The sequence below is a fragment of the Pseudomonas oryzihabitans genome, from assembly GCF_007665395.1.
GTDB classification, from domain to species: domain Bacteria; phylum Pseudomonadota; class Gammaproteobacteria; order Pseudomonadales; family Pseudomonadaceae; genus Chryseomonas; species Chryseomonas psychrotolerans_C.
Genome location: NZ_VDND01000002.1, coordinates 514,249 through 529,492, shown reverse-complemented (window position 1 = coordinate 529,492; position 15,244 = coordinate 514,249). Strand labels below are relative to the sequence as shown.

Below are 15,244 nucleotides of genomic sequence, written 5' to 3'. Positions count from 1 at the left end.
GGGCGCCTGGAATGTCTGGAGTCGCCATGTCCCTGCCCAGCGGACTCATCATCAGCGTCACCCTCGGCTACCTGGCCCTGCTGTTCGGCATCGCCTTCTATGGCGACCGCCGGCCACCGCTGCGGCCGCGCCTGCGCGCCTGGGTCTACAGCCTGTCGCTCGCGGTCTACTGCACCAGCTGGACCTTCTTCGGCGCGGTCGGCCAGGCCGCCGACCAGCTCTGGTCCTTCCTGCCCATCTACCTGGGCCCCATCCTCTTCCTGCTGCTGGCGCCGCAACTGGTGAAGAAGATGGTGCTGATCAGCAAGAAGGAGAACATCACCTCCATCGCCGACTTCATCGCCGCCCGCTACGGCAAGTCCCAGACCCTGGCCATCGTGGTCGCACTCATCTGCCTGGTCGGCGTGCTGCCCTACCTGGCCCTGCAGCTCAAGGGCATCGTCATCGGCGTCAACCTGCTGACCGGCATCAACGCCGAGACCCAGGGCACCCGCGCCCAGGACACCGCGCTGTTCGTCTCCCTGGTGCTGGCGCTGTTCGCCATCCTCTTCGGCACCCGCAACCTGGACGTCACCGAGCATCACCGCGGCATGATGCTGGCGATCGCCTTCGAGTCGCTGGTCAAGCTGGCCGCCTTCCTCGCCGTGGGGCTCTGGGTCACCTACGACCTGCACGCGGGCTTCGGCGACCTGCTCGCCCGCTCGCAACAGGCACCCCAGCTGCATGACTACTGGCGCGAGACCCTCGACTGGCCGGGCCTGCTGATCCAGACCGGCGTGGCCTTCATCGCGGTGATGTGCCTGCCGCGGCAGTTCCATGTCACGGTGGTGGAGAACACCGACACCCGGGACGTCAACCTGGCGCGCTGGGTCTTCCCGCTGTACCTCGCCCTCGCCGCCCTCTTCGTCATCCCCATCGCCCTGGCCGGCCAGTTGCACCTGCCCGGCGGCGTGCTGCCGGACTCCTTCGTCATCAGTCTGCCGCTGGCCCAGGACCGACCGGGGTTGGCGCTGCTGGCCTTCCTCGGCGGCGCCTCGGCGGCCACCGGCATGGTGATCGTCGCCTGCGTGGCACTCTCGACCATGGTCTCTAACGACATCGTGCTGCCCTGGCTGCTCAAGCGCCGTGGCCAGGTGGAAAGCCCCCACGAGGTGTTCAGCCACTGGATGCTCACGGTGCGCCGCGCCAGCATCGTGATCATCCTGGTGCTGGCCTACTGCAGCTATCGGCTGCTGGGCTCCAGCGCCAGCCTCGCCACCATCGGCCAGATCGCCTTCGCCGCCATCGCCCAGCTCGGCCCGGCCATGGTCGGGGCGCTGTTCTGGAAGGCGGCCAACCGCCGCGGCGTCTTCGCCGGTCTCACCGCCGGCGCGCTGCTCTGGGGCTACCTGATGGTGCTGCCGGTGGTGGCCGCCAGCCTGCAATGGCCCCTGGAAGCCTTCCCGGGCCTGGCCTGGTTCGAGCGCCCCAGTGGCGACCGCGCCCTGCAACCCACCACCGTGGGCGCCCTCGCCTCCCTGGCCGGCAACTTCCTGCTGTTCGCCCTGGTCTCGCTGCTCTCGCGCACCCGAGTCTCGGAATACTGGCAGGCCGGGCGCTTCATCGCCCAGTACGCCCTGCCCAAGCCGCGCAACCGCGCGCTGCTGGCGGTCAAGCTGGAAGACCTGCGGCTGCTCGCCGCCCGCTTCGTCGGTGACGAGCGCGCGCGCCTGAGCTTCAGTCGCTTCGCCGAGCAGAGTGGCCTGACCTACCACCCCGGCATCAATGCCAACAGCGAATGGATCGCCCAGACCGAGCGGCTGCTGGCAGGGGTGATCGGCGCCTCCTCGGCGCGTGCCGTGGTCAAGGCCGCCATCGAAGGCCGCGACATGCAGGTCGACGACGTGGTGCGCATCGCCGACGAAGCCTCGGAGGTGCTGGAATTCAACCGGGCGCTCCTGCAGGGCGCCATCGAGAACATCTCCCAGGGCCTCAGCGTGGTCGACCAGTCGCTGCGCCTGGTGGCCTGGAACCAGCGTTACCTCGAGTTGTTCGACTATCCCGACGGCATGATCCAGGTCGGTCGCCCCATCGCCGAGATTATCCGCTACAACGCGCTGCGCGGTCTCTGCGGCCCGGGCGATCCCGACGAGCACGTGGCGCGCCGGGTGGAGCGGATGCGCCAGGGCATTCCCCACACCTCGGAGCGCACCTTTCCCAATGGCCGGGTGATCGAACTCATCGGCAGCCCTATGCCCGGGCGCGGCTTCGTCATGAGCTTCACCGACATCACCGCCTTCCGCGAAGCCGAGCGCGCCCTGCGCGAGGCCAACGAGGGGCTGGAGCAGCGGGTCGAGGAGCGCACCCGCGAGCTGTCGCAGCTCAACCAGGCGCTGGTCGAGGCCAAGGCCCATGCCGAGGCGGCCAATCAGTCCAAGAGTCGCTTCCTCACCGCCGTCAGCCATGACCTGATGCAGCCCCTGAGCGCCGCCCGGCTGTTCACCGCCGCCCTCGCCCACCAGGACGGCCTGGCCCAGGAGGCCCAGGAACTGGTGCGCAACATGGACAGCGCCCTGAGATCCAGCGAGGACCTGATCGCCGACCTGCTGGACATCTCGCGCCTGGAGAACGGGCGGATCCTCGCGACGCCGGCGCCCTTCGCCCTGGCTACCCTGCTCGACGCCCTGGGCGTCGAATTCCTGGCCCTGGCCCGGGACCAGGGCACGACGCTGCGCATCCGTGGCAGCCAGCTGGTGGTCAACAGCGACAGCAAGCTGCTGCGCCGGGTGCTGCAGAACTTCCTCACCAACGCCCTGAGGTACGCCCATGGCCGGGTACTGCTCGGCGTGCGCCGCCAGGGGCAGCGCGTGAGCCTGGAGGTCTGGGACAGTGGCCCCGGCATCCCGCCCGACAAGCTCGACCTCATCTTCGAGGAATTCAAGCGCCTGGACAGTCACCAGACCCGCGCGGAGAAGGGCCTGGGCCTGGGCCTGGCGATCGCCGACCGGCTCTGCCGGGTACTCGGCCACGAGCTCTCGGTGCGCTCCTGGCCGGGACATGGCAGCGTCTTCAGCGTCAAGGTACCCCTGGCGCCCGCGCTGGCCATCCAGGCGGCGGCCGCCAGCGAAGCCAGCCAGCCCCTGCCGGGGGACCCGGTGCTGTGCATCGACAACGAGGACAGCATCCTGCTGGGCCTGCGCAGCCTGCTGGGGCGCTGGGGCTGCCAGGTCTGGACCGCGCGCAGCCGGGAGGAATGCGCCCTGCTGCTGCAACAGGGCGTGGTACCGCGGTTGCTGATCGTCGACTACCACCTCAGCGATGCCGACACCGGCCCGGACGTCGCCGAATGGATCCGCCAGGCGCTGGGCCAGGATATTCCCGGCATCGTCATCAGCGCAGATGGCCGCCCGGAATGCCTGGCCAAGGTGCGCCAGGCGCGCCTGGACTTCCTGCCGAAACCGGTGAAGCCGGCCTCGTTGCGGGCGCTGCTGAGTCGACAGCTGGCCCTCTCCGGCTGACGCGAGCGGCAGCGAAAGGACGCCCGTGCGCACGGACGCCGTGGGGCCTTTCGTTCAGCGTCGATTAAGGTTGGCGGGCCGGCTTCTTCCCGAACAATCCACAGCTTCTGTTGATAACTTTGTTGAAAACGTGGTGGAAAAGAACGCGGAGCCTTGCTCTGCGGGCCCCCCGAACAAGTTGATCATTTTTTGAACACTTTAATAAGTTCAATATTATCAACAACTTAATTCAATAGAGCGATTTCGGGCGGTGAAATCCCGCGCTTGAAAAGGGCTTGACAACCGCTAGCACAGGTTGTGCACAACTCGAGGGGAAACAGACCAGCGGAAACCTGTCAGTTGTCGCACGATTGTCAAGTATTCGTGAAAGCTATTTTTTCCGTGCGCTGGAAAAGGGCCAGCGGGATACGAGGCCTTGGCTAGAGCCGCCCGCCAGGCAGGGGAGCAGGCGAAAGGCTAGCCTTGTACTGCGCCGGTCATCGGGTAGACTGCGCCTTTTGCTCAGGGCTGTCGTGGCGACGCCCACCCTGTCACCCCGGCATGGACGCGCCAGCCCTTCTGGAATAGCTCAGTCACATGAACGTCTTCATCGCGGGTCAACACGGACAACTCTCTCAGGCGCTGCAGCGGCTGCTGGCCCCCAAGGCCCAGGTCACCGTCGTCGGCCGCGCCCAGGTGGATTTCACCCAACTGGACGCCCTCTATGAGCGCGTCCTGGCCGCACGACCCGACGTCCTGATCAATGCCGCGGCCTACACCGCCGTGGACGCCGCGGAAAGCGATGCCCAGACCGCCACCCTGATCAACGAACAGGTGCCGCTGGTCTTCGCCCGGGCCGCGCAGCGGCTGGGCATCCCGCTGGTGCACTACTCCACCGACTACGTCTTCGACGGTCTCAAGCAGGGCCGCTACGAAGAAGACGACCCCACCTGCCCGCTCAACGTCTATGGCCGCACCAAGCTGGCCGGCGAGAATGCGGTCCGGGAAAACGCCGAGCGCCACTTCATCCTGCGCACCAGCTGGGTCTACTCCTGGCAGGGCAACAACTTCCTGCGCACCATGGTGCGCCTGCTCAGCGAGCGGGACGAACTGAACATCGTCGACGACCAGGTCGGCGCGCCCACCTGGACCCGCACCATCGCCGATGCCACCGAGCGCCTGCTCGCCCGCAGCGGCGAGCAAGACCTCTGGGGCACCTACCACCTGACCGCCAACGGTACCGCCTCCTGGTTCGGCTTCGCCGAAGCCATCGCCGAGCGGCTGCGCGCAAGCGGCCAGCTGAAAGCCCGCCTCAACCCCATCCCGAGCAGCTCCTACCCCACCCCGGCCTACCGGCCCGCCAACTCCCGCCTGTCCACCGCCAAGCTGGCGACCGTACTGGGCCAGCCGCTACCGGAATGGCAAACGGCCTTCGCCCAGTGCTGGGACGAGCGCGAACCTCAGGTGAGCGGCTGAAACGGGCCGTCGGTCATACTTCTGCGCATCGCGCCAGAACTACCCCGGCCCCTCGAAGTCAATGGCTCTGACCCCGCTCACGCCAGTCAGGTACGCCATGGACAACCCTTTCCAACTCATCGCCGCGGCTTTCGAGCATGACTTCCGGGTCAATTTCCGCATCGAGCGACTCGACGGCAGCGTCAGCCTGACGCTGTCGGATGACAGTGGCGTCAAGGTGAAGCGGTTGATCAGCAAGCAGCAATTGCACGACCACACCCGTCTGGCGCGGCTGATCGACAGCATCCGCCTGGGGATCGCCATCGATGAAGGCCATGGCGTCACGGCCCTGCTCGCTGGCGGCAGCAGCCAGGTGAATCGGTTGTCGGTCGCGAACTGAGCCAGGAGCAGACATCCCATGGAAGGCATGACCAGCAGTCTCGCACTGACCGCGAGTTCCGTCGCCCGCTTCGATGACGTGACAGCGGCCATGGCCGGTGAGAGCGTCGGCAGCTCCCTGTACCAACTGACCTGTGCACGCCTCGACGAGCAGTTGGCACCGCTCAAGGTCTGGCCCACGCTGCCGGACCGTACCGGGCGTTTTTCCTTCAGCCTGCTGGATAGATGCGGACGCATCCTCTACCGCTCGCCGGCCTTGCGCCAGGCACTGTACCGGGAAGAGGAACTGCTCAATGGGGTCATCGCCAGTGCGCGGCAGGCGGCCGTGCAGGCTGGCCTGGGCTTTCCGTCCTGGGGCGTGGTGGACGTGGCGTGTCCGATGTACGCCCTGCCGGCTACCGAATTGCCCTGTGCGGGTTGTCGGCTGCTCAAGTGCAAGAGCTAGCAGATCGCCTGGGAAGTAACCGCTAAACGCTTGTTTGTATTCTTTTAATCTTCAACGTTCGAGACCAACGAATGCGGGCGCATCCGTACTGCAAGTCTCGAGCTGAAGTCTGTTACCGCTACTGCCTTACTCGGAATATCTCAGCATGTTGGCGCCCGTGGCGCGCAGAACGGCCATCGATTGCGGCGCCAGCGCCCCGGCTCGCAGCGACACGTCCTTGCGGACTTCGTCGATCACGGTCTTCAGCAGTTGGCTTTCGCCGAGCTGACGGGCACTGACCACCCGATTCACCCGTGCGTCGTCACACTGCTGATCCTGCACCGTCAGCACGATACTACCGTCAGGGCGAGGCGCCGTGACCGAGCATTTATAAGTACTGAAAGCGGCAGTCAGTCTATCTATGGCGTTTTCCATTCTTCCCCCTCTTATTTGTCTAGAAGTGCATGGATGATCAAATACGACGCAACTGACAGTGATAGAAACAGCAAAGTTCTAGGCCACTACTTGAATAAGACGACCGTTGGCGCTAGTGCGCCGTTTTGTGATCCAGCGCCGTTAATGGCAATAGCCGCGGAACTTTCCGCCCGGGGAAATTCGCCGGTTGGCTCGCCAGCGCCTGGCCGTTCGGCTGTCGTTGACGGCTTTGCCAGAGCGGGCGAGGACTGCGTCACAATGCGGAACCTTTGCTCCGAGCCCTCACTCGAAAGGCCTGAAACGGATACCCATCGCCTATCAGGAGCGCGCCATGACCGACAAAATCTCTCCCGTGATCAAAGACGAGCTTGCCAGCGGGATCGATGAGCAGGCCCATAAGCAGAATGCCGAGCGGGTTCGTCGTCATCTGGGCGAAGCCGAGCAGGCGCTGACCGACGAATTCCACACCCTGCTGGCCGATGCCGAGCAGTTGCTCAAGCACACCGCGAGCGTGGCCGGGGAACAGGCGGACGAGCTGCGTGCCAAGCTGAGCTCCAGCCTGGAGCGCTCCCGCGAAGTCCTCAAGGACAAGCAGGGCGACCTGTATCGCCAGGGTGTCGCCGCCAAGGAGACCACCGAGGAATACGTGGTCGACAATCCCTTCAAGGCCCTGGGCATCGCCGCGGGCGTCGGCTTCCTGATCGGCCTGCTGGCCTCGCGCCGCTAAGCCTGGGGGAACGCCATGGACACCTCCTCACCTCCACGCGAGCTGCCGGACGAGGCACCCAAGCCTTCGGTCAAGCGCCTCGCCGGCGCTGTGGTAGGGCTGCTGCAGAGCCATCTCGAGTTGCTGGGCATCGAGGTTCAGGAAGAGAAGGTGCGTACCTTCCAGCTGTTCCTCTTTACCGGTCTGAGCCTGATCTTCGGTCTGCTGGTGCTGGTTGGCGTGTCGGCGGCGATCATCATCGCCTTCTGGGACACCTACCGCATGACCGCGACCCTGTCGCTGTGCGGCTTCTATGCCGTGGCCCTGATCATCTGCATCCTGCGGGCCCTGAGCCTGGTCAAGGGCGCAGCGCCCTTCCATGCCACCCTGGAAGAACTCAACCGCAACCGGGAGCGCCTTCTGCCATGAGCCAGCCGCTGACCTCCGCCACCACCCGTGAAAAGCGCAAGGAACTGGTTCGGCTGCGCATGGAGATGTATCGCCAGCAGCTCATCTACAACGCCCAGCCCCTGCACAACCCCATCAGCCTCATCGGTGACCTGGTCAGGCCCAACAAGGGCAAGGTCGCCAGCTCGGCGAAGAAGCCGCTGATGCTGGGCGCCACGGTGTTCCTGTCGCTGTTCGGCAAGCGCCTGGGTGCCGTAGGGCGACTGGCGCGCATCGGCCTCGCGCTCTACCCGCTGGTCAATCGCCTGCAGAACCGCCATCGCGAACAGCAGCAGGCGGAGCATCCGCTGCCGCCACCCCGCTAGACCCGAGACCAACGGCTCCCCAGGGAGCCGTTGCCTTATCTGGCACCCTTATCGCATGGCTTGAGTCCTTGCGCTCGCATCCAGCGTTGCCCCTGATAAGGATCAGCTCGTGCTCCAAGGCCAGCCCGTTGCCTTCTTCCAACCCTTCATCGATACCGCGACCGGGCGCATCGCCGGTGTCGAGGCCCTCGGCCGCCTGCGCCAGGACGATGGCAGCTACCGCTCGGTCGGCCCCCTGTTCGCCGATCCGCACACCTCCACCGCCGACCTGCTGCACCTCGACCGCACCCTGAGAGACAACGCGCTACAGCGCTTCGCGGCGGCGCCGGACGACTGGTTCCTCAGTCTCAACCTGTCGCCACGCTGGATCACCCAGCTGGAAAGCGGCGCCACCCTGCCCAGCCTGCTTCAGCTGGAAAGGTCCGGGATCGCCCCGACCCGCGTGGTCTACGAGATCACCGAGGCGGCCGGCGACCTGCCCCGTCTGGCCGAGGCCGTGGCCCGCTATCGGGAGAAGGGCATCCGCATCGCCATCGATGACTTCGGCTCCGGCTATTCCCAGCTCGACCGGGTACTGGACCTGCAGCCGGACATCCTCAAGCTGGACATGCGCCTGTTCCAGGACGCCGCTCGCGGCGGCACCCGCGGCGAGGCGGTCAAGGCCCTGGCGCAGATGGCGGAAAAGACCGGGTGCTGGCTGATCGCCGAAGGGGTCGAGACCGAGACCGAGCTCGATTTTGCCCTGGAATGCGGGGCGCGCTACGTGCAAGGCTTCCTGTTCGCCCAGGCCACCTATGACCTCGACGCCAGCGATCGGCACCAGGCGCGCTTCGCCGCCCTGCGCACCCGTTTCGTCGATGGCAAGCTGGCCCAGCAGACGCGCTTGCTGGAGCTGCGCCAGCGGCTGGCCGAATTCGTCACCCGGCTCAAGCCATGGGCGGAACAGGGCGGCCCGCTGAGCGCCCTCCCCGATCCCCAGGCCTTTCCCGGTCTGCTGCGCATCTACCAGTGCGACCGTGCCGGCACCCAGATCACCCCTAACCTGGAGTGGAATGGCATGTTCTGGCGGGAGAATCGCCGTTATCTCAACCACAACTGGTCCTGGCGGCCCTACTTCTACGCCCTGCTGGCGGAGGGCTGGAACGAGCGCCGGCTGGCGCTTTCCTCGGTGTACCGCGACGCCACCACCAACCAGTATTGCCTGACCGCCAGCCAGTTCCTCGAAAGCGGCCAGCGCCTGCTGTTGATCGACCTCGACGCCAGCCAACTGCCGGGCTTTGCCAAGTAAGGGGTGATGATCGTATGTTGCCGAGGTCAGAACGCAGAGGCGCCGCCGTTCGACCCGCGGCGCTCCCCTTATCGATGATCGCTCGAGGATGGCCTTGGACTGGCAGACACTTCTTATCCGCGAACGGCTGGGCAAACCCCTGCACAGCCCGGATGAACTGGGGCGCAGCCCCTTTCACAAGGACCACGACCGCATCATCTTCTCCGGCGCCTTCCGCCGGCTGGGCCGCAAGACCCAGGTGCATCCCGTCACCAGCAACGACCACATCCACACCCGTCTGACCCATAGCCTGGAGGTCAGCTGCGTCGGTCGCTCCCTGGGCATGCGGGTGGGCGAGAGCCTGAGGGGCGCCCTGCCCGACTGGTGCGGCCCGAGCGACCTCGGCATGGTGGTGCAGTCCGCCTGCCTGGCCCACGACATCGGCAACCCGCCCTTCGGCCACTCCGGCGAAGACGCCATCCGCTACTGGTTCACTCAGGCCGCCGGCCGCGGCTGGCTGGACGACATGAGCGAGCCGGAGCGCCAGGACTTCCTGCACTTCGAAGGCAACGCCCAGGGTTTCCGGGTGCTCACCCAGCTGGAGTACCACCAGTTCGACGGCGGCACCCGCCTCACCTACGCCACCCTCGGCACCTACCTCAAGTATCCCTGGACCTCGCGCTATGCGGCGGCGCCGGGCTACAAGAAGCACAAGTTCGGCTGCTACCAGAGCGAGCTGCCACTGCTGGAACAGATCGCCGAGAAGCTCGAGTTACCGCTGCTCGGTCCCGAGCGCTGGGCCCGCCATCCGCTGGTCTATCTGATGGAGGCCGCCGACGACATCTGCTACGGCCTCATCGACCTGGAAGACGGCCTGGAGATGGAGTTGCTGGACTACGCCGAGGTCGAGGCGCTGCTGCTGGGCCTGGTCGGCGACGACCTGCCGGAAACCTATCGGCAACTGGGCCCCAAGGATTCGCGCCGGCGCAAGCTGGCCATCCTGCGCGGCAAGGCCATCGAGCACCTGACCAACGCCACCGCCCGTGCCTTCGTCGACCAGCAGGACGCCCTGCTCGCCGGCACCCTGGGCGACGACCTGGTCGAGCACATGGCCGGTCCGGCCAAGCTCTGCGTGCAGCGGGCCAAGGCCCTGGCGCGGGAGAAGATCTTCCACGACAAGCGCAAGACCCTGCACGAGATCGGTGCCTACACCACCCTCGAGATCCTGCTCAACGCCTTCTGCGGCGCGGCCCTGGAACAGCACCGTGGCCGCGAGCCCTCGTTCAAGAGCCGGCGGATCCTCGACCTGCTCGGCAACAGCGCGCCGGATCCGTCCTGGACGCTGCACCAGGCCTTCATGCGGGTGATCGACTTCATCGCCGGCATGACCGACAGCTACGCCACCGCCATGGCGGCCGAGATGACCGGGCGTTCGAGCCCGGTCTGAGGAGCGCAGATGGCCACCGCTCCGCGAACGCGCAAAGGCCCCGGCAGTCGCTGGCTCGCCGCCCAGGGCTGGAAGGCCTTTCCCTTCCAGCGCGAGGTGGCCCAGGCCATCGCCGCCGGCGAGTCCGGGCTGCTGCACGCCACCACCGGCTCGGGCAAGACCTATGCGGTCTGGCTCGCCGCCCTGGATGCCTTCGTCGCGCCCAAGCCGATCACCGCCAAGGGGCTGCCCAGCAAGCGCAAGCAGGCACCGCCGCCGCTCACCGTACTCTGGCTGACCCCCATGCGCGCCCTGGCGGCGGATACGCTGCGCGCCCTGGAGCGTCCGGTCCTCGACCAGGAGCTGGAGTGGACCCTCGGCCTGCGTACCGGCGACACCAGCAGCAGTGACCGGGCCAAGCAGAATCGCCGCCTGCCGACCGCCCTGGTGACCACGCCGGAGAGTCTCTCGCTGCTGCTGTCGCGCGAGGATGCCGAGGAGGCCCTGGGCAGCATCCGCCTGGTGGTCATCGATGAATGGCACGAGTTGCTCGGCAACAAGCGCGGCACCCAGACGCAGCTGGCCCTGGCCCGTCTGCGCCGCTGGAATCCGGGCCTGCAGACCTGGGGCCTGTCGGCGACCCTGGGCAACCAGGCCCACGCGCTGGACGTGCTCCTGGCAGGTGGCCCGGGGCACCTGGTGCAAGGCCGCCAGGACAAGCGGCTGCAGGTGGATACCCTGTTGCCCGAGGGCGGGGTCGAGCGCTTCGCCTGGGCCGGCCATCTCGGCATGCGCCTGCTGCAGCAGGTGATCCGCGAACTGGAAGACAGCCCCACCACCCTGGTCTTCACCAACACCCGCGCCCAGACCGAGCTCTGGTACCAGGCCTTGCTGCAGGCGCGTCCGGACTGGGCCGGGCTGATCGCCCTGCACCATGGCTCCATCGAGAAACAGGCCCGCGAATGGGTGGAAGCCGGTCTGAAGGACGGCCAGCTCAAGGCGGTGATCTGCACCTCCAGCCTGGATCTCGGGGTGGACTTCCTGCCGGTGGAGCGGGTGCTGCAGATAGGGTCGCCGAAGAGCATCGCCCGCCTGCTGCAACGCGCCGGCCGCAGCGGCCACGCGCCCGGACGCGCCTCCCGCGCCACCCTGGTACCGACCTACAGCCTCGACCTGCTGGATGCCGCCGCGACCCGCCGCGCCATCGCCGCCGGCGAGATCGAAGCCCGCAGCGCCCCGCTCAAGCCCCTCGACGTGCTGGTGCAGCACCTGGTGACCGTGGCCCTGGGCGGCGGCTTCCAGCCGGACGACCTGTTGCCGGAGATCCGCAGCGCCTGGGCCTATCGTGACCTCAGCGAGGGCGAATGGGCCTGGGCCCTGGCCTTCGTCCGCACTGGGGGCGCTTCGCTGTCCGCCTACCCGGACTACCGCCGCGCCGAGCCGGATGCCGAGGGCATCTGGCGCGTGCCCGACAAGCAATTGGCCAAGCGGCATCGCCTGGGTATCGGCACCATCGTCAGCGAAACCAGCCTCAACGTGCAGTTCTGGTCCAAGGGTGGCGGCGGCAACCGCCTGGGCAATATCGAGGAAGGCTTCATCGCCCGCCTGCGGCCCGGTGATCATTTCCTCTTCGCCGGCCGCACCCTGGAGCTGGTGCGGGTGGAGAACATGACGGTCTACGTGCGTCGCGCCAGCGGGCGCAAGGCGGCCATCCCCCGCTGGAGCGGCAGCCGCATGCCGCTGTCGGACACTCTCGCCAAGCATGTCCTGGCACTGCTCGAAGACGCCGAGGCCAATCGCTACGAGAGTCCGGAACTGCGCCTGCTGCAGCCACTGCTGGATATCCAGCGCCAGTGGTCGGCGCTACCCAGTGCGCACTACCTGCTCGCCGAAACCCTCGAATCCCGCGAGGGCTCGCACCTCTTCCTCTACCCCTTCGCCGGGCGCCACGCCCACCTCGGGCTGGCCAGCCTGCTGGCCTGGCGCCTGGCGCAACGGCGCCCCTGCACCTTTTCCATCGCCGTCAACGACTATGGCCTGGAACTGGTCTCGCCGGTCGGCTTGGAATGGGAGCAGCTGCTCGATGCCAGCCTGTTCAGCACCGCCGACCTGGTCAGCGACACCCTCGCCAGCCTCAATGCCGCCGAACTCGCCCAGCGGCGCTTCCGCGAGATCGCGCGGATCTCCGGGCTGATCTTTTCCGGCTATCCCGGTGCCCACAAGAGCAACCGCCAGCTCCAGGCCAGCAGCAGCCTCTTCTACCAGGTCTTTCGCCAGTACGATCCGGACAACCTGCTGCTCGGCCAGGCCCAGACCGAGGTGCTACGCCAGGAACTCGATGCGGATCGGCTCCAGCAGACGCTGGTGCGCACTGGCGCCCTGCCCTTGCGCCTGGTGGCGCTGGAACGGCCCTCGCCCTTCGCCCTGCCGCTCATGGTGGAGCGGCTGCGCGAAAGCCTGAGCTCGGAAAAGCTGGCGGATCGCATCACCCGCCTGGTCGGCGACCTCGAACGCGAAGCCGGCCCGGACGAACGCGCCCGGGCCTTCGACCCCGAATCCCTGGTGCAACCCAGCCACGACAGCGACCTGACACCGCGGCGCGGCGCTAGTCCGCGGCGTCCTCGGGTACAGAAATCCGGTCGTCCTCGATGACGATCCGCCCCTGGCGATAGAGATGGCCGATGGCCTTCTTGAAATTGCCCTTGCTCACGCCGAACAGCTGATGGATCAGCTCTGGCGGGCTGGCATCGCTCACCTCCAGCACGCCCCCGCGGGCCTTGGCCAGGCCAAGGATCTGCTCGGCCAGATCGGCCCCGGCCGCCGCCCCCTGGGGTTGCAACGTCAGGCTGATCTTGCCATCGGCCCGCACCTCGCGGATGAAGCCGCGCTCACGCTGACCCGGCCGTAGCGGTTTGAAGGCTTCGTTGCGGTGCACCAGCCCCCAGTGCTTGTTGTCGACGATCACCTTGTAGCCCAGGTCGGTCTGCTCGACCACCAGCAGGGGCACCGGCTGGCCAGCCTTGTAGCGCGGTGGCTCGCGGTCCAGGTAGCGATCCAGCCGCGCGGTGGCGACGATCCGCCGGGTACGGGCATCCAGGTGCACGTGCACCACGCAGTGGTCGCCCACCTGCAGCGGCCGCTTCTCTTCGGAGTGCGGCAGCAGCAGGTCCTTGGGCAGACCCCAGTCAAGGAAGATCCCCACGCGACCGACCTCGACCACCCGCAGGCTGGCGAAGCCGCCGACCTGCACCCGCGGCTTCTCGGTGGTGGCGATCAGGCGGTCTTCGCTGTCCAGATAGAGAAAGACATTGAGCCACTCGCCCTCGGCGCAGGACTCGTCGCGCGGGGCATAGCGACGGGGCAGCAAGACCTCGCCATCGCTGCCGGCATCGAGGAACAGACCGATGGGCGTATTACGCAGAATTTGCAAGCTGTTGAAGCGACCCAACAAGGCCATGAAGGCAGACTCCTGTAGAAAGCTGACCATTTTACCGCGCCCATCAAAGTCGCTGTCTTGATAGCAAAAATTCACCGTAAAAACAGTCGCACAGGGTCACGGAAAGGGTTAGAGTGCCCGCACTGTGTTGCTCGTGTACCGAAAATCGACCTGGTTCGTCTCGATCCACTTTACGGCTCGGTTCTTTGACTCTTTGCACTCAGTCGCGGCCTGGGCGGTCCAGTGCCGTTGTCCAACTTTGTTCAAGGAGAAATCCATGTCTACTCGCCAAACTGGCACCGTCAAGTGGTTCAACGACGAGAAAGGCTTCGGCTTCATCACCCCCCAGAGCGGCCCGGACGTATTCGTTCACTACCGCTCCATCCAGGGTAACGGCTTCAAGAGCCTGCAAGAAGGCCAGGCTGTTTCCTTCCTGGTCGTGCAAGGCCAGAAAGGCCTGCAGGCCGATGAGGTGCAGGTGATCTAATCACCCGCCTTCTCGAAAAAGCCCAACCCCTTCGGTTGGGTTTTTTTTTGCTCGAACGTCAGCCCCGCGCTGCCGGTCGCCATCGTCACCCAGGGATGAGGTGCGTTTCGTGAAAAGACTAGCCGCTCTGTTCTGCCTGGCCCTGCTCGCCGGGTGTGCCGCCTTTCCCGGCGACGAGTTGCCGGCCACGCCCTTCCGGGCCCCGCCGGAGGCCCAGCAACACCGCCCCAATGTCCTGGTGGAGTTCAACTTCTACCGCGGCGAAGCCCAGGCCAAGGACGCCACCTCCATCGCCGTCGCCCGCGAAGGCTTGAAGCCCCGGCTGCGCGAGGTACTGGAGCGCTCCGGCCTCTTCGAGCGCATCACCCTGGTGCCGGAGCCGGGCAAGCCCGACGACGCCCTGCTGCGCCTCAAGCTCTACAACGACACCTCCTACGCCGCCGCCATCGCCAGTGGCCTGATCACCGGCGCGACCTTCTTCCTGGTACCGGGTACCGCGAAGGACGACTACGTGCTCACCGCCGAGTGGCTGTCCCCTGGTGGTCAGCCCCCCGCGCGCGCGAAGAACGCGGCCTCGGTGCGCACCTGGATGGGCATCTGGTTCCTGCCCCTGGCCGCCAGCCATACGGCGGGAGCGGCCATCGAAGAGACCTTCAGCCGGCAGGTGAGCGATGCGCTGAAGCAATTGCAGGCCAGTGGCGCCTTCGCCGACCGCTCCTCGCCGGCCGGGAACGGCTCCGCGTCGGGGCAGGTCACACCTTGACCGGCAATCACGCAGACGAGGATCCCATGGCCGAAGAACAGCGCAAAGCCGACGAACGCAAACTGCCCAAGGACGAGAAGCCCCTGCGCAGCGAGCACGCCAAGACCGACGACGGACGCAACCCGCCCTCGCCCAATAGCCCCGACCGGACCAAGGACGCCACGGGCTACAACTGATCCCACCGTTTTCAGAACGAC

General features: G+C 66.6%; 15 protein-coding genes. 13 read left to right on the top strand and 2 right to left on the bottom strand.

Annotated elements, in window-relative coordinates; genetic code table 11:
- Window positions 1–26 precede the first annotated feature (26 nt).
- The 4 genes from FSV73_RS06380 to FSV73_RS06365 all read left to right on the top strand — a co-directional run bounded on the left by FSV73_RS06380 (window position 27) and on the right by FSV73_RS06365 (window position 5,775).
- The gene (locus FSV73_RS06380) at window positions 27–3,497 is read left to right on the top strand and encodes a hybrid sensor histidine kinase/response regulator (protein WP_145005516.1); all 3,471 of its coding nucleotides are present in this window, start codon (window positions 27–29) and stop codon (window positions 3,495–3,497) included.
- A gap of 576 nt (window positions 3,498–4,073) precedes the next feature.
- The gene (gene rfbD, locus FSV73_RS06375) at window positions 4,074–4,952 is read left to right on the top strand and encodes a dTDP-4-dehydrorhamnose reductase (protein WP_145005513.1); all 879 of its coding nucleotides are present in this window, start codon (window positions 4,074–4,076) and stop codon (window positions 4,950–4,952) included.
- A gap of 97 nt (window positions 4,953–5,049) precedes the next feature.
- Complete coding sequence (locus FSV73_RS06370; RefSeq protein ID WP_145005510.1) at window positions 5,050–5,331, top strand: DUF3509 domain-containing protein; 282 nt, start codon at window positions 5,050–5,052, stop codon at window positions 5,329–5,331.
- 18 nt (window positions 5,332–5,349) lie between these two features.
- Complete coding sequence (locus tag FSV73_RS06365) at window positions 5,350–5,775, top strand: hypothetical protein (protein ID WP_145005507.1); 426 nt, start codon at window positions 5,350–5,352, stop codon at window positions 5,773–5,775.
- A 126-nt stretch (window positions 5,776–5,901) separates the two neighbouring features.
- On the opposite strand, the gene FSV73_RS06360 is transcribed toward FSV73_RS06365, so the two are convergent.
- A complete protein-coding gene (locus tag FSV73_RS06360) occupies window positions 5,902–6,189 on the bottom strand; it encodes a DUF3509 domain-containing protein (protein ID WP_007159080.1) in 288 nt (95 codons plus the stop codon).
- Between the two features lie 331 nt (window positions 6,190–6,520).
- Between FSV73_RS06360 and FSV73_RS06355 the strand changes: the two genes are divergently transcribed.
- The 6 genes from FSV73_RS06355 to FSV73_RS06330 all read left to right on the top strand — a co-directional run bounded on the left by FSV73_RS06355 (window position 6,521) and on the right by FSV73_RS06330 (window position 13,013).
- Entirely contained in the window at window positions 6,521–6,916 is a 396-nt protein-coding gene (locus tag FSV73_RS06355; protein ID WP_145005504.1) for a DUF883 family protein, read from the top strand.
- Window positions 6,917–6,931: 15 nt separating this feature from the next.
- A complete protein-coding gene (locus FSV73_RS06350; RefSeq protein WP_145005501.1) occupies window positions 6,932–7,324 on the top strand; it encodes a phage holin family protein in 393 nt (130 codons plus the stop codon).
- Complete coding sequence (locus FSV73_RS06345) at window positions 7,321–7,668, top strand: hypothetical protein (RefSeq protein WP_145005498.1); 348 nt, start codon at window positions 7,321–7,323, stop codon at window positions 7,666–7,668. The genes FSV73_RS06350 and FSV73_RS06345 overlap by 4 nt, the downstream gene beginning before the upstream one ends.
- 109 nt (window positions 7,669–7,777) lie before the next feature.
- Window positions 7,778–8,956 (top strand): EAL domain-containing protein, encoded by a 1,179-nt coding sequence (locus tag FSV73_RS06340; protein ID WP_145005495.1) that lies wholly within the window; start codon window positions 7,778–7,780, stop codon window positions 8,954–8,956.
- Window positions 8,957–9,050: 94 nt separating this feature from the next.
- Window positions 9,051–10,382: a deoxyguanosinetriphosphate triphosphohydrolase gene (locus FSV73_RS06335; protein ID WP_145006201.1), complete on the top strand. Its 1,332-nt coding sequence runs from the start codon at window positions 9,051–9,053 to the stop codon at window positions 10,380–10,382.
- A 9-nt stretch (window positions 10,383–10,391) separates the two neighbouring features.
- Window positions 10,392–13,013, top strand: a complete 2,622-nt coding sequence (locus FSV73_RS06330) for a ligase-associated DNA damage response DEXH box helicase (RefSeq protein WP_145005492.1) — start codon at window positions 10,392–10,394, stop codon at window positions 13,011–13,013.
- Here the strand turns inward: FSV73_RS06330 and FSV73_RS06325 are convergent.
- Window positions 12,967–13,818: a CvfB family protein gene (locus tag FSV73_RS06325; RefSeq protein WP_145005489.1), complete on the bottom strand. Its 852-nt coding sequence runs from the start codon at window positions 13,816–13,818 to the stop codon at window positions 12,967–12,969. The genes FSV73_RS06330 and FSV73_RS06325 overlap by 47 nt on opposite strands.
- 256 nt (window positions 13,819–14,074) lie before the next feature.
- Between FSV73_RS06325 and FSV73_RS06320 the strand changes: the two genes are divergently transcribed.
- The 3 genes from FSV73_RS06320 (at window position 14,075) to FSV73_RS25530 (ending at window position 15,223) form a co-directional block, all read left to right on the top strand.
- On the top strand, window positions 14,075–14,284 hold the full coding sequence (locus tag FSV73_RS06320; protein WP_007159089.1) for a cold-shock protein: 210 nt from the start codon (window positions 14,075–14,077) through the stop codon (window positions 14,282–14,284).
- Between the two features lie 109 nt (window positions 14,285–14,393).
- Window positions 14,394–15,047 (top strand): hypothetical protein, encoded by a 654-nt coding sequence (locus FSV73_RS06315; protein ID WP_145005486.1) that lies wholly within the window; start codon window positions 14,394–14,396, stop codon window positions 15,045–15,047.
- A gap of 26 nt (window positions 15,048–15,073) precedes the next feature.
- Window positions 15,074–15,223: a hypothetical protein gene (locus tag FSV73_RS25530; protein WP_186309169.1), complete on the top strand. Its 150-nt coding sequence runs from the start codon at window positions 15,074–15,076 to the stop codon at window positions 15,221–15,223.
- The last annotated feature ends 21 nt before the right edge of the window (window positions 15,224–15,244 follow it).

Excerpts from the sequence above, each read along its gene's own strand:
- FSV73_RS06380 (WP_145005516.1), top strand. The coding sequence starts at position 27 with ATGTCCCTGCCCAGCGGACTCATCATCAGCGTCACCCTCGGCTACCTG.
- rfbD (WP_145005513.1), top strand. The coding sequence starts at position 4,074 with ATGAACGTCTTCATCGCGGGTCAACACGGACAACTCTCTCAGGCGCTG.
- FSV73_RS06370 (WP_145005510.1), top strand. The coding sequence starts at position 5,050 with ATGGACAACCCTTTCCAACTCATCGCCGCGGCTTTCGAGCATGACTTC.
- FSV73_RS06365 (WP_145005507.1), top strand. The coding sequence starts at position 5,350 with ATGGAAGGCATGACCAGCAGTCTCGCACTGACCGCGAGTTCCGTCGCC.
- FSV73_RS06360 (WP_007159080.1), bottom strand. The coding sequence starts at position 6,189 with ATGGAAAACGCCATAGATAGACTGACTGCCGCTTTCAGTACTTATAAA.
- FSV73_RS06355 (WP_145005504.1), top strand. The coding sequence starts at position 6,521 with ATGACCGACAAAATCTCTCCCGTGATCAAAGACGAGCTTGCCAGCGGG.
- FSV73_RS06350 (WP_145005501.1), top strand. The coding sequence starts at position 6,932 with ATGGACACCTCCTCACCTCCACGCGAGCTGCCGGACGAGGCACCCAAG.
- FSV73_RS06345 (WP_145005498.1), top strand. The coding sequence starts at position 7,321 with ATGAGCCAGCCGCTGACCTCCGCCACCACCCGTGAAAAGCGCAAGGAA.
- FSV73_RS06330 (WP_145005492.1), top strand. The coding sequence starts at position 10,392 with ATGGCCACCGCTCCGCGAACGCGCAAAGGCCCCGGCAGTCGCTGGCTC.
- FSV73_RS06325 (WP_145005489.1), bottom strand. The coding sequence starts at position 13,818 with ATGGCCTTGTTGGGTCGCTTCAACAGCTTGCAAATTCTGCGTAATACG.
- FSV73_RS06320 (WP_007159089.1), top strand. The coding sequence starts at position 14,075 with ATGTCTACTCGCCAAACTGGCACCGTCAAGTGGTTCAACGACGAGAAA.
- FSV73_RS25530 (WP_186309169.1), top strand. The coding sequence starts at position 15,074 with ATGGCCGAAGAACAGCGCAAAGCCGACGAACGCAAACTGCCCAAGGAC.